Raw genomic sequence first — 17581 nt, 5'->3', positions numbered from 1 at the left:
GCCGCTATCCTATTGGTTACACCGCGTGGCGCGCGATCATCGCGTCAAGATCGAATGGCGTGCGGGACAGGATCTCGATCGATCGATCCTCGCTGGCGTTCATCGGCAAGGCGCGGTCGCGGGCGTGCAGCAAGGCGGCGAGTTCCGGTCGCCCCAGCGCCACGGCGGCAGTCAGCCACTGATTGACCAGGGTGTCGCCGGGCGCATCCGCCAAGTCAAAATGGGGCAGCGCGGCGATGATGGCCTCGGCCGGGTACATGATGTCGTCGGTCACCCAGCGATTGACGGTGAACCATGCCCGGGGAAGGCCACTGATCGCGATCGACAGCGCCGCGATATGCACGGCTTCACCATCCCGGTCGCCGCTCCCCGCAGGGCGCTCGGCCAGCGGTGCGCCGGCCGGCAACGCATGGCGCGGGAGGAACAGGTGGAAATGGCCGTGCTCGCCCTCATCGCGGGCATCGGGCGCGTGGATATGATAAAAAGCGCTCGCCCCGCTCGACGGGCTCACGATTCCGCCATCGGGATAGCGATCCCATAACCGCACCGCGTCGCCCGGTGGCACGATGCGTTGCATCAGCGGCACGCCTTCCGCGTGCATCGCCATCGTCGCGTCGATCAGCATCGCAATCGGGTCAGCCATGGCGTTGTTTGTCCCTCGACGTGAACGCACTGCCCGATCGCCTCGCGCGCGCGCACCTCTTCGGCGTTGAGCCTGATCAGCAACGCAACCAATGCCCTGCGCCTCGCGTTTAGCGCTCATTCGGGAGAAACGACATGACCGTTACCAGCGACCCTGCCAAAATTCTGGACCAGTTTCTGCGCGAATTGCGGTCGAGCCCGTTCGTGATGATCGGGTTGGATGACACGCCCGATCACAGCCAGCCGATGACGGCGCAGTTGCTTGACGATGAACAGCATCGCTGGTGGTTCTTCACCAGCCGGAGCAATCGTTTGTCGATCGGCGGTCCGGCGATGGCGCAATTTGTCGCCAAGGGGCATGATTTCTTCGCGTGCGTCCACGGCACGCTGAGCGAGTCGACCGATCGCGACGTGATCGACCGGCTCTGGTCAAATCAGGTGGCCGCTTGGTTCCCGGGCGGCAAGGACGATCCCGATTTGCTGCTGCTGCGCTACGATCTCGATAGCGCGGAAATGTGGAAAGCCGATGCCGGCCTGGTCAGCGCGGTGACTCAGGTGTTCGGCGGGTTGCTTGGCCAGTCGGCACGGCCAAACGCCGAACACGCCGAGATGCCGCTCTAAAACGGGAGAGCCATTGCGAGCACGCCGGGACGCGCTCGCAACAGCCATCCTCTTTGGTCAATCAACCAATTACAGAACCTCGAAAATACCCGCCGCGCCCATGCCACCGCCGACGCACATGGTGACGCAGACATATTTGGCGCCGCGGCGCTTGCCTTCGATCAGCGCATGGCCGGTGCAGCGCGCGCCGGTCATGCCATAGGGGTGGCCGATCGAGATCGAGCCGCCGTTCACGTTGAGCAGTTCGTTGGGAATGCCGAGCTTGTCGCGGCAATAAATCACCTGCACCGCGAACGCCTCATTGAGCTCCCACAGGCCGATATCGTCCATCTTGAGCCCGGTGCGCTCGAGCACCTTGGGGATCGCAAAGACTGGGCCGATGCCCATTTCATCGGGCTCGGTACCCGCGACGGCCATGCCGACATAGCGACCGAGCGGGGTCAGGCCCCGCTTGGCCGCAAGCGACTCCTCCATCAGCACCGATGCCGACGACCCATCCGACAGCTGGCTCGCATTGCCCGCGGTGATCGCGGTGCCCGGCCCGAGCACGGGCTGGAGGCCCGACAAGCCCGCTAGCGTCGTGTCGGCGCGGTTGCCCTCGTCCTTGGTCACGGTGACTTCGTGCTTCAGGACTTCGCCGGTCTCCTTGTTCTTGGTGACCATCGTCGCGGTGACGGGCACGATCTCGTCATCGAACTTGCCGGCGGCCTGTGCGGCGGCGGTGCGCTGCTGCGACTGGAGAGCATATTCGTCCTGCGCTTCGCGGGGGATGCCGTAACGCTCGGTGACGACCTGCGCGGTCTGCAGCATCGACATGTAGATGTGCGGCTGGATGGCGAGCAGCTCGGGATCGGCGCCAATCCGCATCTCGGGCGTCTGCACCATCGAGATCGATTCGACGCCGCCGCCAATTGCCACGTCCATATTGTCGATGATGATTTCCTTGGCCGCCGTCGCAATCGCCATCAGGCCTGAGGCGCACTGGCGATCGAGCGACATGCCCGCGACCGACACCGGCAGCCCGGCGCGGAGCAAAGCGTTGCGGGCGATATTGCCGCCCTGCACGCCCTGCTGTAGCGCCGCGCCGATCACCACGTCCTGCACTTCCGCCGGGTCGACCTTGGCGCGCTCCAACGCGGCCTTGATCGAATGGCTGGCGAGCGTCGGCGAGGGCAGCGCGTTGAAGCCACCGCGATAAGCGCGGCCGATCGGCGTGCGGGCAGTGGAAACGATGACGGCGGAACGCATGGGTTTTTCTCCTTAGACGGCGGGAAAGCGCGCCGCAGTGGCTTCAAGGGGCAAATCGAGCGCGCCGCAGATCAGCGCCACGCCGTGATAAAAGGCAACCAGCTGGACGATTTCCAGCGCCTGTTCCTCACTGAAATGGGCGGTGAGCGCACCCCATTCAACATCGGTGAGTTTCTTGTGGTCGAGCAGCGCGTCGACGGTTGCGATCAGCACGCGCTCGCTGTCATCGGTCCAGGCGGGGTCGCTGGCGTCGCCATGCACGGTCGCGCGGATCTGCGCGTCGGTCAGCCCGATATGCGGTGCGAAGCCGGCGACATGGATGCCCCATTCATATTCGCAGCCGGTGCGCGCGGTGGTGCGATCGATGGCGATTTCGCGCTGGCGCATGCCGAGCGGCGAGCCCTTGTCGAGCAGCGACCCGCCACCGAACTTGGCCCACGCGCGGTCGTGCTTGGCGAGCGTGGTGAAAAGCACCAGCGGATCGGCGCCGCGCATCAGCGCGTTCATCCGCTGCGCGAATTCTTCCGGGTAGGGCTTTTGCAAGGGCGTGATGCGGGGCATCGTGAACCTTTCTTGGCCGTCACCCCAGCGCAAGCTGGGGTCTCAGCGGAGGTATGTCGCCAGCGATGCCAGCTGTCGCTGGCATGACGCCGTTGTGGTTCAAACGAAAATCTGGCTGATCCATTCGGCGATCATCGCCGGCTTGTCCTCGCCCTCGATCTCGACGGTGAATTCGTTGGTCTGCTGCCATTGGCCGGGGCGCTTTTCGATCAACTCGAGCAACTTGAAACGACCGCGCACGCGCTTGCCCGAGCGCACCGGCTGGAGGAAGCGGACTTTGTTGCCGCCATAATTGACCCCCATCTTGATGCCCTCGATCGCCGGCGCATCAGCGACCTTGCTCGACAAGAGCGGCATCAGCGACAGGGTGAGGAAACCATGCGCAATCGTCCCGCCGAACGGCGTCAGCTTGGCCATTTCGGGGTTCACATGGATGAACTGGTGATCGCCGGTCGCATCCGCGAACTTGTCGATCATTTCCTGGGTTACCTCGACCCAGTCCGAAACGCGTTCGGTGCCGATGCCGGTTTCCGCCAATTGCTGGATGGTGATTGTCGTCACGCCATTCCCCTGTCGTCAATTTCGTCGCATAGCGCTCGCCGCACCCCATAGGCGCTTGCCCCGCAGCCGCCAAGCCCGACGAAACCGAGAACCGGAAAATGACCCTAGACGTAGCGTCCCGCCCCCGTGAATCCATGAAGGCGCTGTACCGCGCGGCCGAACCCGATGTTCTAAAACCGCTGCTCGCGCGCGCCGCCGCCGGCCCCGAGTCGCGCGAACGCATTTTGGGCCATGCCGCCGGCCTGCTCGCCGATCTGCGCGCGGCGCAAGGCAAGGGGTGGGTCAACCAGTTCCTGCAGGAATATCGGCTGAACTCGACCGAGGGCGTCGCACTGCTGAGCCTGGCCGAGGCATTCCTTCGCGTGCCCGATCCCGAGACCGCCGATCTGCTGATCGCCGACAAGATCGGCGATGCCGATTGGCGCGGCCACACCGGCAAGTCGAACTCGGTGCTCGTCAATTCGGCGACTTGGGGGCTGGTGATCGGCCGCGCGCTGGTGGGGGAGGGCGAGAAGCAGTCGGCGCTGCGCCGCTTGATCAGCCGCGCCGGCGAGCCGTTCGTCCGCCAGGCGGTCGGCGCGGCGATGCGGATGATGGGCGAGATTTTCGTGATGGGCCGCACCATCGATGAGGCGATGGCGCGGATGGCCAAGCCCGATCATGCCGGCTTCACCGCCAGTTTCGACATGCTGGGCGAAGCCGCGCGGACAACGGCGGATGCCGAGCGCTATTTCCAGGCCTATGAAGCGGCGATCGATGCGGTCGGCGCCAAGGCGGCGGCGGGGCATTCGATCTCGGTCAAGCTCTCGGCGCTCCACCCGCGCTATGAAGTCGCGCAGTGGGATGCGTGCGTGCCGGCGCTGACCGAGATGCTCGAAGCGCTCGCCATCCGCGCCGCCCGCCACGGCATTCCGCTTACCGTCGATGCCGAGGAGAGCGAGCGGCTCGAGATGAGTCTCGACATCATCGGTGCCGTCGCCGCGCTGCCCGCGCTCAAGGGCTGGGACGGTTATGGCATGGCGGTGCAAGCCTATGGCAAGCGCGCCCGCGCGGTTATCGGCTGGGCGAACGAGCTTGGCCGGCTGATGAATGTCCGCCTCGTCAAAGGCGCTTATTGGGACAGCGAGATCAAGCGCACCCAGGTCGAGGGGCTGGCCGATTATCCGCTGTTCACCCGCAAGGCGGCGACCGACGTCTCTTACCTCGCCTGCGCGCGCGACATGCTCGAGGCCGAGCATATCCGCCCCGCCTTCGCCAGCCACAATGCGCTCACCGTCGCGACGATCATCGATTGGGCGGGCAACAGCCGCGATTTCGAATTCCAGCGGCTGCACGGCATGGGCGATGGCCTCTACGAGCGGCTGGTCCGCGAGCATGGCTATCACTGCCGCATTTATGCGCCGGTGGGCGGGCATTGGGATTTGCTCGCCTATCTCGTGCGGCGGCTGCTGGAGAACGGCGCCAATTCGAGCTTCGTCCACCAGCTGGCGGATGAGCGGCTGAGCGAGGCGGAGTTGCTGGCCGACCCGGTCGAGAAGATCGCGGCGGTGGGGGGCACGCGGCATCCGAGCATTCCGCTGCCGGTGGATTTGTTTGGCGAGCGGAAGAACAGCGCCGGGATTGATCTGAGCGATCGTCAGGTGTTGGCCGACGTTGCAGCTCACGTATCCCGCTTCCCCGGCGAAGGAGCATCAGGTCGGATCGTTCCCCGGACGATCCTTGACCGTGCGGGGCACGGTCAACCTGATGCTGGTCCAGATGCAAGCGGCCTGCCGCTGGACCCCGGCCTTCGCCGGGGAAGGGCCGACTGGCGCGGAGGTGTTGAAGAGGCCATCACCCGCGCCGCCGCCGCCTTCCCAGCATGGTCCGCCACCCCCGTCGAGGCCCGCGCCGCCATCCTCGACCGCCTCGCCGACCTGCTCGAAGCCAATCGCGACGAGCTGATGGCGATCTGCGTGCAGGAAGCGTTCAAGACGATCCCCGATGCGCTCGCCGAAGTGCGCGAGGCCGTCGATTTCTGCCGCTATTACGCCCAACAGGCGCGCGATGGCCTCCAGCCGATCGAGCTCCCCGGCCCGACCGGCGAGCGCAATACGCTGCGCATGGAAGGGCGGGGCGTGTGGGCGACGATTTCGCCGTGGAATTTCCCGCTCGCGATTTTCCTGGGGCAAACCGCGGCCGCCTTGGTCGCGGGCAACACCGTCATCGCCAAGCCGGCGCCCCAAACGCCGTTGATCGCCGCGCGCGCGGTCGAGCTGGCGCATCAAGCTGGCGTCCCCGCCGATGCGCTGATCCTCGCTCCGGGCGGGCCGGAGGTGGGCGCTGCAATCACCGCCGATTCGCGCATCGCCGGCGTTGCCTTTACCGGCTCGACCGCGACCGCGCGCAAGATCGCCCGCGCGCTGCTCGAGGACGACAACCGCCCGATTGTGCCGCTGATCGCGGAGACCGGCGGCATCAACGCGATGATCGTCGATTCGACCGCGCTGCCGGAGCAAGTGGTGCAGGATGTCGTCACCTCGTCGTTCCGCTCGGCGGGCCAGCGCTGCTCGGCGCTGCGGCTGCTACTGCTCCAGGAGGAGATCGCCGACGGCGTGATCGAGATGCTGATAGGCGCGATGGACTTGCTCGGCTTGGGCGACCCTGCCGATCCGCGCACCGATGTCGGCCCAGTGATCGATCAGGCGGCCTTTGACAAATTGATGGGGTATCGTGCGCGCATGGCCGAGCGCATCGTCAAGACGCTTGATGCGCCACCGACTGGCCTGTTCGTCCCACCCACGCTGATCCGCCTCGACAGCCCGGATGCGCTCGATGCCGAATGGTTCGGCCCCATCCTCCACGTCGCGACCTGGCCGGCCGGCAAGCTCGCCGAGACGATCGCTCGCGTTAATGCCAAGGGCTATGGCCTGACGATGGGCCTGCACAGCCGCATCGCCCGCGCCTGGGAAATGACCGAGAGCGCGGCGAAAGTCGGCAATCTCTACATCAACCGCTCGATGATCGGCGCGGTCGTCGGCAGCCAGCCCTTCGGCGGCGAGGGGCTATCGGGCACCGGCCCTAAGGCCGGCGGGCCGCATTACCTATCCCGCTTCAGCGTCGAGCGGCACGTCTCGATCGACACGACGAGCGCCGGCGGCAATGCGACGCTGCTCAGTCTGGATGAGGAGGGTTAGGACTCCAAATCCTCCCCCAAAGGGAGCGCGAGGTTGGATCCCCCCCGGCAATCCAAGCCCATGCCGGGGGCATGGGCGACCTCGCACTGTGGCGCCGAAGGCGACGGAGGGGGTGGCGTTCCCGACAACAGACGCCGCTTCCTCCCCCTCCGTCACGCTGCGCGTGCCACCTCCCCCGCTGGGGGAGGGTTTTATGAGCCCGCTCGGCCGCATTCTCGGCGCCGCGTCAGGCTGGTGTCCCTGTCCTACGGCCGCATTCGGTACTAAGCCAACGCTCGCTCTTTTTCATCGTTGCTGCCGCTGATCGAGCCCGAAGGTGCGCGTTTCCACCACCCCATGGTCAGTGGGAACATTAGGGAACATTCGCGGCGGATGACGCCTATTACTGGCTCGCCGCGCCACCACTCTCCGGTGCCGGATAGGGCATCACCAGCGTGCCGTCGGGCGCGGCGGTGAAGGCGGTCTGGGTCGGGTAGGCGAAGTGTACGCCTTCCTTGGCGAAGCGCGCGGCGATGGCGAGGCCGATCGCGTGGCGGAGATTATAGCCGGTGTCGAAATCGGTTGGGCCGTCGAATTCCAGCTCGAAATCGAGGCTGCTCGGGCTGAAATTGACGAAGCCGGCGCGCACGAAGCTGCCGCCTTCGGCGCGGACCACTTCGCGCAGCATGTCGGGCAGGCGCGCGGCAAGCTCGGGCGGCGTCTGGTAGATCAGCGCGAGCGTAAACTTGTAGCGCCGGTACTCGCGCGCGGTGATGTTCTGGATTTCCTTGTCGAGCAGCTGGCGGTTGGCGATGATCCGCTCTTCGCCAGTCGGCGAGCGCAGCCGCGTCGATTTGAGGCCGATCGCCTCGACCGTGCCGGTCGTCTTGTCATAGCCGATCGTGTCGCCGCGCCGGAACGGTCGGTCGAGGATGATGGCGAGTGCGGCGAACAGATCGGCGAAAATGCCCTGCGCGGCGAGACCGATCGCGATGCCGCCGATGCCAAGGCCCGCGACCAGGCCAGTCACGTTGACGCCCAGATTGTCGAGCACGACGATCAGCGCGACCGCAAACACCGCGAAAGTGACGAGCACGCGGATGATGCCGATCGCGCTTTCCAGCGCCTCGCCGGTGTAATTGCCGGGCGCCGCGCGCCGCTCGATCGCGCCCAGGATCAGCTCGCGCGCCCAGATCGCGCCCTGGATCACGAACGAGATGGTGAACAGGCTGTGGATCAGCGCGGGGATTGGCGCTGGTGGTCGCGCAAAGCTCTCGCTCAGTTGCAGCGCGAGCATGATGATGAAGCTCGGCATCGTCCTGGCGAGCGTCTTGCCGAAGATGAGCCACCAATCGTGCTTGCCGGGCCTGTCGCGGTTGCAATAGCGCACTGCCAGCCCGCGCACGGCGAACAGCACGGTGATTACCACCGCCGCCAGCGCTCCCGCGACGATCAGCCCGATCCAGTGGTGCTGAAACCAGTGACTGGTGATCGCCCAGCTTTCGGCAGGGTCGAAATCGACATCGGGAACGGCGAGATTGGCAAGCACGGGATCGGTTTTTGTCATAAAGGGTACATCCCGCCGTCAGCGAGCGGAGGCAAGGGGGCGGGCGCTAAACTCGTGAAGCTTGCGAAAGGTTCAGCCGATCGCCGGCTGAGCCGGAACGTTGATCGTGCGGCGCGGGCGGATCGGTCGCCAGCTCGCGGCTTGCCGCTTGCGACCGAGATACGTGTCGAGGCCGATCTGCGCGCCGATCAGCATGTAGATGAACGGCTGAAAGGCGATGCCGACGAACGCGGCACCGAGCAGATAGACGAGGTGCGCCGCCTGTAGCGCGCCGGCTAATGCGCCGGCCCATTGGGTCTCCTCCGGCCCTTTCAGATAGCGGCGGCGGAGAATTTCCATCCGGAACAGGCCCGACACATTGATGATCAGCCACAGGATCAGGCCGGGATAGCCTTGCTCGCCGAGCATCTCGAAATAGGCGCTGTGGAAGGCGCGGGCATGGTCGTACTCGGGCGTCAGCGAGACTTTGCGGTTGGCGCCGTCGCCCTCGACCTTCTCGGTTTCGAAGCGGATGCGGTTCTGACGATAGGCTTCGAAACCGCCGCCGAACGGGTGCGTCTTCACATAATCGAGCGTCCAGTGCCACACGGCGACCCGCGTCGAAGCCGAACTGTCGCCCTTATAGCTCTGGATCGTCTGCATCCGCGCGATGAACGCTGGCGGCAACAGCGGCACGCTGACCAGGCCGAGGCCGGCGATGACGCCGAGATAAACGAAGCGCCGCTTCATGTCGCGCAGCAGCAGCACGAACACGAGCGCGACGCAGAGCAATCCGGTGCGCGCCGCCGTGCCCACCGGCATCAGCAGGCAAGCGAAAACGAGCGCATAGCAGAACGCTTTGACCTTCCAATCGGGCTTGAAGATCGTGCCATATTTGGTGAACCACAGGATCACCGGCACGATCGCGACGGCGACGGCGGAAATCGTGCTGCCTTCGTAAAGGCCGCTATTGTTGGTCACCATCAGGTTCAATTCGCCATAGCCGCCGCCGGTCGCGAGTGTCTTGATGCCGCCGACGATGATGATCGACGCGGCCGACAGGATCATGAAGAGCAGCAGCGCCTCGATGCGCAGCCTTGTGCGCAGCGTGAGTGGCAGGAAAATCGCGAAGGCAAGCGCTTTCCACACCCAATCCCATTTGTCCGCCGCCTCGACCGGGAAGTCGGCAAAGCGTGTGCTGATGCCGCAATAGACGAGCAGGGCAAGCAACAGCAGTTGGCGCGGCGCGACGCGGCTGTCTTTCTTGTCGTCGAACACCAGCCAGCCGCCGACCGCCATCACCACCGCGATCAGCGAAATCGGCACCGAATTGAGCAGCAGATAAGTCAGCCGCTGCGGGCTGACGATGTCGATATAGACATAAGCCAGCACCAGCAGGAACGGTCGCCTGAGCCCCATGCCGAAAATCGCGGCGAGGAAAGCGATAAAGGCAAGGTCACGCATCGCGCGGGCCGGGCTCGGGCGGGGGGCCCGCTTCGGTATCGAGATCGCGCCGGCGCAGCAGGATCACGGCAGCGATCAGCATCAGGACGTGCGTCAGGCCCAGCGCGAAATTGTCGATCATGCCCGCACGCTGCCCTTTGCCTGCACTTGTCCGTTGTCACGCATTAACCAGAGCGAGTTGACGGGGCGTTAAACAGTCGCGGCGTAAGCAGTGCGGCGATGCGCATCCTCCATGTCCTCGATCATGGCTTGCCGCTGCAGAGCGGCTACACGTTTCGCACCCGCGCGATCCTGAAAGCGCAGGTGGCGCGGGGCTGGACGGTCGCAGCGGTTACCGGGCCGCGCCATGGCGAAGCGGGCGTGAAGGCCGAGATTGTCGACGGTCTCGATTTTTATCGCACCGATCCGCCCGCCGCGCTGCCGTCACCGCTCAGTGAGCTGAATGAGGTACGCGTGTTCGCGCGCCGCATCGGCGAGGTGATCGAGCAGTTCCGCCCCGATGTGCTGCACGCGCACTCGCCCGTGCTCTGCGCGCTCGCCGCGTTATGGGCAGCACGGCGCCGGCGCCTGCCGGTGCTCTACGAAGTGCGCGCGCTGTGGGAGGATGCCGCCGTTAGCAACGGCACCGATCGCGAAGGGTCGCTGCGCTATCGCGCGACGCGCGCGCTCGAACGCTGGGCCGTCGACCGCGTTGATGCGCTGGCGGTGATCTGCGAAGGGCTGAAAGGCGATTTCGTCGCGCGCGGCGTCGATCCGGCGCGCATCACCGTCTCGCCGAATGGCGTCGACATGGCGCTGTTCGGGTCGCCGGTCGGCTATGACAAGTCGCTGGCCAAGGCGCTCGGCCTCGTCGGCAAGGACGTCATCGGCTTCATCGGCAGCTTCTACGATTATGAGGGGCTCGACGATCTGATCGCGGCGATGCCGCATCTCATCCGCGCCCGGCCCAACACGCATCTGCTGCTCGTCGGCGGCGGTCCCGCCGAAAAGCTGCTGCGCGCCCAGGCCGCACTCACCAGCGTTGCCGGCCATATCCATTTCGCCGGGCGTGTGCCGCATCAGGCGGTCGAGCGTTATTACAGCCTGGTCGATGTGCTCGCTTATCCGCGCAAGGCGATGCGGCTGACCGAGCTTGTCACCCCGTTGAAGCCGCTGGAAGCAATGGCGCAGCGGCGGCTGGTCGCGGCGTCGGACGTTGGCGGGCATCGCGAGCTGATTCGTGATGGCGATACCGGCACGCTGTTTGCTCCCGGCAACCCGCCGGCGATGGCGGCGGCGCTCAATGATCTCCTCGCCGATCGCTCAGGCTGGGATGCGCGCCGCGCCCGCGCCCGCGCTTTCGTCGAAACCGAACGCAACTGGTCGCATAATGTCGCGCGTTACGTTCCTGTTTACCAAAAACTAATCGAGACCGCCGATAGTTCGGCATCATGGTCGCGCAAACCCCTCACCAACATCTGAACGTGCCGATCGCGCCCGTGTTGGGCGCCGTGATCGGCCTGGCTGCCGCGCTTGCCGTGGGGTTAATCCCGGCCGACATTATCGAGGATGTGATGATCGCGAGTGGCTTGCCCGCGATTCTACCTGCCGCCGAGCCGCCGCTCGGGCTTACTGCGCGGCTGGGGATGGTGTTCGTCACCGCCGGCGGTATCGGGCTTGCCGCCTGGTTCCTGCTCTTCCTGCTGCTCGGCTCGCGGACGCTGGGCGTTGGCGCTGCCGATCACGATGAGGATGGTCGCACCGTGCCCGTGCTCCGTCGCTCGGACGCGCATCCCGATGCGCCTGCTCGCCGTCCGTTGTTCGCGACCGAGGATCTCGGTACGCCATTCCTGGAAATTCATGCGCCGTCGGCGGCGCCTATCGCGTCTGATGCGGGCTCGTTCGCCATGCCGGTGGAGGAAGCGCTCGACGTGCTGGTGCCGTCACCCCCCGCTTATCCCGCCGAGCGCGCTTTGCCCGACGATCTTGATACGCCCCTAGCTGATTTCGTGCCCTTCGCGTCTAACGACGATGTCGCCCCGGAGCCGCCCCTTGCTCGCCCGGCGCCGATCATCGGTGCCTCAGCACTCGGTGCGACCGAGCGCTTCGAGACGTTCGAATTGACCCCGCTTGTCCGCCGCGAGGCCGAAGCAGCGCCGCTGCCGATGCGCCATGCCGCGCCGATCGCCAGCAGCGACACCGACGCGACGATTACCGCCTTGCTTGCCCGGCTCGAAAAGAGCGTGGCGGCGCGCGAGCCCCAAGCGACGCCACCCGAGTCGCCGTTAGTCGCCAAGCCCTCCCCGCGCTCGCTCGACGATACGCTCGGCGCGCTACGCCGCATGGCGACCCGCGCCAGCTGAGCCAGCGCGCTCACGCGTCTTCCACCGTTAACGCAGCCAGCGTCGCGATCAGCGCGGTGCCGTCGCGCCGCGTCGCATCGATCGCAAGATCGGCCACCAAATGTCCGGGCAGGTTGAATTCCGCTTCGGGCAAACCGGCAAGCCAGTTCTCGGTCGTCGGCGTTCCGCTCAGCATGAGAATAAGTTCATGGCGCATGCCGTTGAACGTCGCGCTTGCCCAGCGCTTGGCGGTCGCTGCGCTGACCACTGCCGCAATGCCCCGTCGCCGTGCATCGGCCTCGATTGCGCGGATCAGCAGCGCACCGGCATCTCCCCGCGTCAGCATCGGCCATGCTCCTGCTGGTCGTGCGCGGTGATGAACGCCTCGACTCGCGCCACGGTGCGCGGGCCTGGTTCGCGGCCGCGCCTCAGGTCGCCGACAAGACGCGGGTCGCGCACCGCCAGCCGGCCAAAGCGCGTTGGCGGCATGTGCGTGCGCCGCAGAAATGCATCGATTTTCACCATGAGCGACATGATTGCCTCCGCCGAGTCGTTGTAGAAGTTCATGAAATGTTCCGCATAATCTAACTTGTCTAGGATAATTCCTACGGATATGGATTGATCGGTGATGGAGGCCGATTCCCGTTCAGCGCTGGCGGCGCTCGTCGAGCAGCATGGCGAAAGCTATGCGGCGCTCTCGCGCCTCATCGGGCGGAATGCCGCCTATCTGCAGCAATATGTCCGCCGGGGATCGCCGCGCCAGCTGCCCGAGCGTGAGCGACGGCTGCTCGCCGATTATTTCCGGGTGGATGAGGCACTGCTTGGCGCGCCGTCAGCGCGGTCAGGGGCGCCGTCCGCGATTGCGGTGCCACGCATCGACGCGGTTGCGTCTGCCGGACCCGGTGGCCTGCTCGATCGCGATCGAGCGGCGGGCGATGTGGTGATCGATCCGGCGATTATCCGCCGGCTCGGGCTCGACCCCGCCCGGCTCTCGGCGATCACCGCCCAGGGCGACTCGATGCTGCCGACGGTGATGCCCGGCGACACGCTGCTCGTCGATCGCGGCGACCAGCGGGTCACCGCGCGCGGCGCAATTTATGTGCTGCGGGTTGATGGCGCGCTGATGGTGAAGCGCGTCGCCCGGCATGGCGCGGCGCTGATCGTGACCAGCGACAATCCAGATTATCCGCGCGTCGAAGCGGCGGGGATCGACATTATTGGCCGCGTCGTCTGGCTCTCGCGGCCGCTGATCTAGCGGCGTCCGAGAGACTTAATGCGCCGCGGCCGCAACCCGTCCCTTCGGCTTGGGCGAAATCCAGATCAAGCCCGCCCCGAACAGCAACACGAACGCCGAATAAAGGAACATGTGATCGGTCGAGATCATCGTCGCCTGGGTGCGGACGAGTTGATCGACCTGGCCAGTGCCCTGCGCGGTGCCGAGGCCCAGATTATTGATGAAGCCCTGCACGTCGTTCACCCGGCCAACGAGCTGGCTTTTGGCGCGGGTGCCGCCATTGTCCCAGGCGGTGGTGATGATCGAGGTGGCGAACGCACCAGCGGTCGTGCGCATGAAGCTCATTAGGCCTGCCGCGGACGCCGTCTCGCTCGGCTCGACAGCGGACAGCGCCAGCCCGGTCAGCGGCACGAAGAAGAACGGCACTGCGATGCCCTGGAGCAGATTGGGGATCGAGAGCGTCCAATAATCGGCGCTGGTGGTGAAACCGGTGCGGACGATGCTGATCCCCGCCATCCACGCAAGCCCGAACGACACCAGCGCGCGCGGATCGAACTTGGTAACCAATCGCGCGACGATCGGCGAAAAAGCGACCGCGAGCACGCCGTTCCACGCCATCACATAGCCGGCATCGGTCGCGGTATAGGCCAGGCTCGTTTGCAGCCACAGCGGGATCAGCACGATCGATGAGAAGAACGCGCCATAGCCGATCGCGATCGTTACCGCACCGGCAGTGAAGCCGCGATGGCGGAACACGCGCAGATCGACGATCGGGTTCGCGTCGGTGAGTTCCCAGATCACGAAGGCGGCAAAGCCGATCAGCGCGATCAGCGCGAGCGTGACGATGAAGGGCGAGCCGAACCAGTCGAGGTCCTTGCCTTGATCGAGCATCACTTGCATCGCGCCGACCCACACGATCAGCAGCGCGAGGCCAATGCGATCGACCGGTATGCGTACCGGCTTGCTCTCGCAAAGCTGCAGCGATCGCCAGACATAGCCTGCGCACAGCAACGCCGGCGCGACGTTGATGTAGAAAATCCACGGCCAGCCCCAATTGTCGCATAGCGTGCCGCCCAAAATTGGCCCGGCGATCGGCGCCACCACGGTCGTCATCGCCCACAGGCCGATCGCAGCGGCTTGGCGCTCGGGCGGGAAGACGCGGAGCAACAGCGTTTGCGACAGCGGAATCATCGGCCCGCCCGACAGCCCCTGCATGACGCGGCAAACGACGAGGAAGCCAAGACTCGGTGCAAGGCCGCACGCCGCCGACCAGAAGGCGAACGACACCATCGCCAGTGAGAATACCTTCACTGGCCCGAACCGACGCGCCAGCCAGCCGGTCAGCGGCACGGTGATTGCCTCCGCCACCGAATAGGAAGTGATGACCCAAGTGCCCTGATCAGGCGAGACGGCGAGCCCGCCAGCAATGTTGGGTACCGAGACGTTGGCGATCGTGGTGTCGAGCACCACCATGAAATTGGCGAGCGCCAGCGCCAGCCCGGCAAAGAGCAGGGCGGGACCTTTCAGCGACTGGCACGGATCGAGCCCGTGCCCCGTCGAGGCCGGCGCGTCAGTCAAGCGTGACCTCGGCGTTCATCGACGCGCCGATGGCGAGCGGATGCTGGGCAAGCTCGCCCGCGTCGAGCGCGATGCGCACTGGCACGCGCTGCACGACCTTGATCCAGTTGCCCGTCGCGTTCTGCGCGGGGATGAGCGCAAAGGCCGATCCGGTGCCGGCGCCGATGCCGATCACACGGCCGTGATACACCACGCCACCGCCATAAGTATCAGACGTCAGCGTCGCTGCCTGGCCGATGCGGATGCGGCGCAGCTGGCCTTCCTTGAAATTGGCGTCGACATAAAGGTGCTTGACCGGCACCACCGTCATCAGCTGCGTGCCTGCCGCAACGCGCTGGCCGACCTGAACCTGCCGCTTCGCCACCACGCCATCGAACGGCGCGCGTAGGACAGTGCGCGACAAATCGAGCGCCGCCTGGTCGCGCTTGGCACGGGATGAGGCCACTTCGGGGTTGCTTGCTGCCGCCGTGCCTTCGGTCAGCGTCTTGTTGGCAGCGAGCGAGGCACGCGCAGCATTCTCGTTGGCGATGGCCTGGTCGAGCCCGGCGCGGGCAGCGTCGAGATTAGCGCGCGCCGTTACTTCGGCATTGCGCGCGGTCGTCACTTCCTCGCCGGCGACCGCGCCCTTGTCGATCAGCGCGTTGCGGTGGGCGAGATCGGATTGCGCCTTGGCCAGTGCCGATTGCGCCTGCACGACTTGCGTCCGCGCGCGATCGACATCGGCGGCACGAGCATCGACCTGCGCGCCCAATGAGGCGTCGGTCGCGCCATAGCTGCGCACGCGCCGCGCCGAGCGATCGAGCTCGGCACTGGCCTGGGCGAGGGTGATTCGCGCATCCGAATCGTCGAGGACGATCAAGGGCTCGCCGGCTTTTACCGCATCGGTATCGGTCTTGAGCACTGCCTTCACCGGCGCCGAAACCAGCGGTGTGATCTGCGCCGAATCGCCGCCGACATAAGCGTCATCCGTGGTTGCCCGGTGCGAGCCGACCAACAGCCACCACAGCAGATAGACCAGCGCGCCCACGATCACGACGACACCCAGGATCGTCAGCAGCCGGCGCCGGCGCTCGTTGGTGGCGGGGGCCGCAGCGGCCGAGGGCGCGCCGGCGGCGGTTTCGGCGCCGGTTGCAGCGGTGGTGTCGGTCATGGGCTGGTCGTCCCTGGTTTTGGCATGTCGCCGGGGTGGTAGCCGCCCCCCAGCACCCGGATCAGATCGATATCGACGGTCAGGCTGCGCGCGTTGAGCGCGTTCAAGGCGCGCCGGGTGGCGATCACCTGATCCTCGGCGCTCAACACGGTCAGATAGCTGGCGAGCTGCTGGTCATAGCGCGCTTTGGCAACGTCATAGGCTCGCTCAGAGGCTTGCAGCGCGCCCTCGATCTGCGCGGTGCGCGCGATCAGCGTCCGGTGCGTGGCGAGCGTCGTCGCCAGGTCCTGGAAGGCGCTGACCAGCGTGCCGTCATAATCGGCGACGGCGGCATCATAATCGGCGCGCTGGGCGCGATAAGTGCCTTGCAGGCGCCCGGCGGTGAAGATCGGCAAATGCACCGCGAGGCCAAGGCTGGCAATCTCCGACCCACCGACAGTCAAATCCTTGATGTCGAGCGATTGCAGCCCGCCAAGCCCGCTCAGCGTGACATTGGGGTAGAAATCCTTGCGCGCGGCATGGACGCGCCGCGCCGCCGCTTCCAGCCGCCAGAGGCGCGCGGCAACATCGGGCCGGCGCGCGATGAGGTCGAGCCCGGCGTCGGCGGGAAGCGCCTGGGCAGCACCAAGCGCCATGGTCGGGCGCGTGATCGCCAGTCCGCGATCCGGCCCGGCGCCGAGCAACGCCGCCAGCCGGGCGCGCGTGCTTGCGATATTCTCGTCGATCGCGACGACGTCGGATTGCGCGCTGCGGCTCGTCGCGAGTTGCTGGTTGACGGTGCCCTCAGTCTCAAGCCCCTGCGCCCGGCGCGCCTGCAGCAGCTCGAACGTCCCGCGCCGAACCTTGGCGGCGTCGATGGCGGCGTCGCGATCGGTGAACAGCCGCGCCAGCTCGGCGTAAGTCGAGGCAATGCTCGTGGTGAGCGCCAGGCGCGCCTGAGCGGCATCGGCCTCGGTTGCCTTGGCTTCGGAGGTCGCGGCGGCGAGCAAGTCGCGATTGCGGCCCCACAGATCGGCATCCCAATTGAGGCTCAGCGCAACCCGGCTGTTATTGTGAAACCCCTTGGGCACGAACAGCTTGGGAATGCCGTTGTTGTAGCTCTGTTTGGCCTCGGCAAGCGAGCCATCGGCAGCGGCTTCCGGGACGAGCGCCGAGCCCGATTGCTCCGCCACCGCGTCGGCACGGCGGATGCGCGCCAGCGCCGATGCGAACGTCGGCGATCCGGCGATTGCTTCGTTCTCCAGCGCATCGAGCTGGGGATCGCCATAACGATGCCACCATGCGTCTTCGGGCCAGGCGGCGGGCGCGGCATTGTCGGATTGGCCTGCCGCTGCCGCCAGCGTCTGCGTCGCTTCAAGCGATGGCGCGGCTTTAGGCGCCGATCCGAGTTTTGGAATAGTGACGCAACCCGTAGTTGCGAGCAGCGCGATCAGCGCAAGCTGCGCCCCTGAGCCGAATCGAGTTGCCATCGCCGGCATATGGTCCGGAAATTGGCGTACC

General features: G+C 66.0%; 17 protein-coding genes. 5 read left to right on the top strand and 12 right to left on the bottom strand.

Annotated features, from left to right (window positions below; translation table 11 throughout):
• Nucleotides 1-16: 16 nt before the first annotated feature.
• Nucleotides 17-643: a DUF6969 family protein gene (locus ACLB0R_RS13780; RefSeq protein ID WP_416643134.1), complete on the bottom strand. Its 627-nt coding sequence runs from the start codon at nt 641-643 to the stop codon at nt 17-19.
• 134 nt (nt 644-777) lie between these two features.
• On the opposite strand from ACLB0R_RS13780, the gene ACLB0R_RS13775 reads away from it, so the two are divergent.
• A complete protein-coding gene (locus ACLB0R_RS13775; protein WP_416643135.1) occupies nt 778-1263 on the top strand; it encodes a pyridoxamine 5'-phosphate oxidase family protein in 486 nt (161 codons plus the stop codon).
• A gap of 69 nt (nt 1264-1332) precedes the next feature.
• On the opposite strand, the gene ACLB0R_RS13770 is transcribed toward ACLB0R_RS13775, so the two are convergent.
• The 3 genes from ACLB0R_RS13770 to ACLB0R_RS13760 form a co-directional block, all read right to left on the bottom strand.
• Nucleotides 1333-2511, bottom strand: a complete 1179-nt coding sequence (locus ACLB0R_RS13770; protein ID WP_416643136.1) for an acetyl-CoA C-acyltransferase — start codon at nt 2509-2511, stop codon at nt 1333-1335.
• A 12-nt stretch (nt 2512-2523) separates the two neighbouring features.
• Nucleotides 2524-3072, bottom strand: a complete 549-nt coding sequence (locus ACLB0R_RS13765) for a carboxymuconolactone decarboxylase family protein (protein WP_416643137.1) — start codon at nt 3070-3072, stop codon at nt 2524-2526.
• Nucleotides 3073-3171: 99 nt separating this feature from the next.
• Nucleotides 3172-3633 carry a MaoC family dehydratase gene (locus ACLB0R_RS13760; protein ID WP_416643138.1) on the bottom strand — a complete coding sequence of 154 codons (462 nt, stop codon included), beginning with the start codon at nt 3631-3633 and terminating at the stop codon, nt 3172-3174.
• Between the two features lie 134 nt (nt 3634-3767).
• On the opposite strand from ACLB0R_RS13760, the gene putA reads away from it, so the two are divergent.
• A complete protein-coding gene (putA, locus tag ACLB0R_RS13755) occupies nt 3768-6809 on the top strand; it encodes a bifunctional proline dehydrogenase/L-glutamate gamma-semialdehyde dehydrogenase PutA (RefSeq protein ID WP_434953860.1) in 3042 nt (1013 codons plus the stop codon).
• 382 nt (nt 6810-7191) lie between these two features.
• On the opposite strand, the gene ACLB0R_RS13750 is transcribed toward putA, so the two are convergent.
• The 3 genes from ACLB0R_RS13750 to ACLB0R_RS13740 all read right to left on the bottom strand — a co-directional run bounded on the left by ACLB0R_RS13750 (nt 7192) and on the right by ACLB0R_RS13740 (nt 9919).
• The gene (locus tag ACLB0R_RS13750; protein ID WP_416643140.1) at nt 7192-8355 is read right to left on the bottom strand and encodes a mechanosensitive ion channel family protein; all 1164 of its coding nucleotides are present in this window, start codon (nt 8353-8355) and stop codon (nt 7192-7194) included.
• Nucleotides 8356-8427: 72 nt separating this feature from the next.
• Nucleotides 8428-9798 (bottom strand): putative O-glycosylation ligase, exosortase A system-associated, encoded by a 1371-nt coding sequence (locus ACLB0R_RS13745; RefSeq protein WP_416643141.1) that lies wholly within the window; start codon nt 9796-9798, stop codon nt 8428-8430.
• Nucleotides 9791-9919 (bottom strand): hypothetical protein, encoded by a 129-nt coding sequence (locus tag ACLB0R_RS13740; RefSeq protein WP_416643142.1) that lies wholly within the window; start codon nt 9917-9919, stop codon nt 9791-9793. The genes ACLB0R_RS13745 and ACLB0R_RS13740 overlap by 8 nt, the downstream gene beginning before the upstream one ends.
• Nucleotides 9920-10017: 98 nt before the next feature.
• Here ACLB0R_RS13740 and ACLB0R_RS13735 point away from each other — a divergent pair, with 98 nt between their 5' ends.
• Nucleotides 10018-11259 (top strand): TIGR04063 family PEP-CTERM/XrtA system glycosyltransferase, encoded by a 1242-nt coding sequence (locus ACLB0R_RS13735; RefSeq protein ID WP_416643143.1) that lies wholly within the window; start codon nt 10018-10020, stop codon nt 11257-11259.
• Entirely contained in the window at nt 11229-12140 is a 912-nt protein-coding gene (locus ACLB0R_RS13730) for a hypothetical protein (RefSeq protein WP_434953859.1), read from the top strand. The genes ACLB0R_RS13735 and ACLB0R_RS13730 overlap by 31 nt, the downstream gene beginning before the upstream one ends.
• Before the next feature lie 10 nt (nt 12141-12150).
• Here the strand turns inward: ACLB0R_RS13730 and ACLB0R_RS13725 are convergent, their stop codons facing one another.
• Nucleotides 12151-12465 (bottom strand): hypothetical protein, encoded by a 315-nt coding sequence (locus ACLB0R_RS13725; RefSeq protein ID WP_416643145.1) that lies wholly within the window; start codon nt 12463-12465, stop codon nt 12151-12153.
• Entirely contained in the window at nt 12459-12686 is a 228-nt protein-coding gene (locus ACLB0R_RS13720) for a hypothetical protein (RefSeq protein WP_416643146.1), read from the bottom strand. The genes ACLB0R_RS13725 and ACLB0R_RS13720 overlap by 7 nt, the downstream gene beginning before the upstream one ends.
• Before the next feature lie 61 nt (nt 12687-12747).
• Here ACLB0R_RS13720 and ACLB0R_RS13715 point away from each other — a divergent pair, with 61 nt between their 5' ends.
• Nucleotides 12748-13374: a S24 family peptidase gene (locus ACLB0R_RS13715; protein WP_416643147.1), complete on the top strand. Its 627-nt coding sequence runs from the start codon at nt 12748-12750 to the stop codon at nt 13372-13374.
• Nucleotides 13375-13389: 15 nt separating this feature from the next.
• Here the strand turns inward: ACLB0R_RS13715 and ACLB0R_RS13710 are convergent, their stop codons facing one another.
• From ACLB0R_RS13710 to ACLB0R_RS13700, 3 genes are read right to left on the bottom strand one after another with little or no spacing between them, the layout of a single operon-like run.
• A complete protein-coding gene (locus tag ACLB0R_RS13710; protein ID WP_416643148.1) occupies nt 13390-14931 on the bottom strand; it encodes a DHA2 family efflux MFS transporter permease subunit in 1542 nt (513 codons plus the stop codon).
• Nucleotides 14924-16081 carry an HlyD family efflux transporter periplasmic adaptor subunit gene (locus tag ACLB0R_RS13705; RefSeq protein ID WP_416643149.1) on the bottom strand — a complete coding sequence of 386 codons (1158 nt, stop codon included), beginning with the start codon at nt 16079-16081 and terminating at the stop codon, nt 14924-14926. Before ACLB0R_RS13705 ends, ACLB0R_RS13710 begins: the two co-directional genes overlap by 8 nt.
• The gene (locus tag ACLB0R_RS13700; protein ID WP_416643150.1) at nt 16078-17550 is read right to left on the bottom strand and encodes an efflux transporter outer membrane subunit; all 1473 of its coding nucleotides are present in this window, start codon (nt 17548-17550) and stop codon (nt 16078-16080) included. Before ACLB0R_RS13700 ends, ACLB0R_RS13705 begins: the two co-directional genes overlap by 4 nt.
• Between the last annotated feature and the right edge of the window lie 31 nt (nt 17551-17581).

Source organism: Sphingomonas sp. GlSt437, assembly GCF_048015635.2.
Classification (GTDB): Bacteria; Pseudomonadota; Alphaproteobacteria; order Sphingomonadales; family Sphingomonadaceae; genus Sphingomonas.
Note: the sequence above shows the minus strand (reverse complement) of the source record. Positions and strands in the feature narration are given on the sequence as shown.

What these genes read in the sequence shown, in the direction of transcription:
- ACLB0R_RS13780 (WP_416643134.1), bottom strand. Translation starts at nt 643, where the DNA reads ATGGCTGACCCGATTGCGATGCTGATCGACGCGACGATGGCGATGCAC.
- ACLB0R_RS13775 (WP_416643135.1), top strand. Translation starts at nt 778, where the DNA reads ATGACCGTTACCAGCGACCCTGCCAAAATTCTGGACCAGTTTCTGCGC.
- ACLB0R_RS13770 (WP_416643136.1), bottom strand. Translation starts at nt 2,511, where the DNA reads ATGCGTTCCGCCGTCATCGTTTCCACTGCCCGCACGCCGATCGGCCGC.
- ACLB0R_RS13765 (WP_416643137.1), bottom strand. Translation starts at nt 3,072, where the DNA reads ATGCCCCGCATCACGCCCTTGCAAAAGCCCTACCCGGAAGAATTCGCG.
- putA (WP_434953860.1), top strand. Translation starts at nt 3,768, where the DNA reads ATGAAGGCGCTGTACCGCGCGGCCGAACCCGATGTTCTAAAACCGCTG.
- ACLB0R_RS13750 (WP_416643140.1), bottom strand. Translation starts at nt 8,355, where the DNA reads ATGACAAAAACCGATCCCGTGCTTGCCAATCTCGCCGTTCCCGATGTC.
- ACLB0R_RS13745 (WP_416643141.1), bottom strand. Translation starts at nt 9,798, where the DNA reads ATGCGTGACCTTGCCTTTATCGCTTTCCTCGCCGCGATTTTCGGCATG.
- ACLB0R_RS13740 (WP_416643142.1), bottom strand. Translation starts at nt 9,919, where the DNA reads ATGATCGACAATTTCGCGCTGGGCCTGACGCACGTCCTGATGCTGATC.
- ACLB0R_RS13735 (WP_416643143.1), top strand. Translation starts at nt 10,018, where the DNA reads ATGCGCATCCTCCATGTCCTCGATCATGGCTTGCCGCTGCAGAGCGGC.
- ACLB0R_RS13730 (WP_434953859.1), top strand. Translation starts at nt 11,229, where the DNA reads ATGGTCGCGCAAACCCCTCACCAACATCTGAACGTGCCGATCGCGCCC.
- ACLB0R_RS13725 (WP_416643145.1), bottom strand. Translation starts at nt 12,465, where the DNA reads ATGCTGACGCGGGGAGATGCCGGTGCGCTGCTGATCCGCGCAATCGAG.
- ACLB0R_RS13720 (WP_416643146.1), bottom strand. Translation starts at nt 12,686, where the DNA reads ATGAACTTCTACAACGACTCGGCGGAGGCAATCATGTCGCTCATGGTG.
- ACLB0R_RS13715 (WP_416643147.1), top strand. Translation starts at nt 12,748, where the DNA reads ATGGAGGCCGATTCCCGTTCAGCGCTGGCGGCGCTCGTCGAGCAGCAT.
- ACLB0R_RS13705 (WP_416643149.1), bottom strand. Translation starts at nt 16,081, where the DNA reads ATGACCGACACCACCGCTGCAACCGGCGCCGAAACCGCCGCCGGCGCG.
- ACLB0R_RS13700 (WP_416643150.1), bottom strand. Translation starts at nt 17,550, where the DNA reads ATGGCAACTCGATTCGGCTCAGGGGCGCAGCTTGCGCTGATCGCGCTG.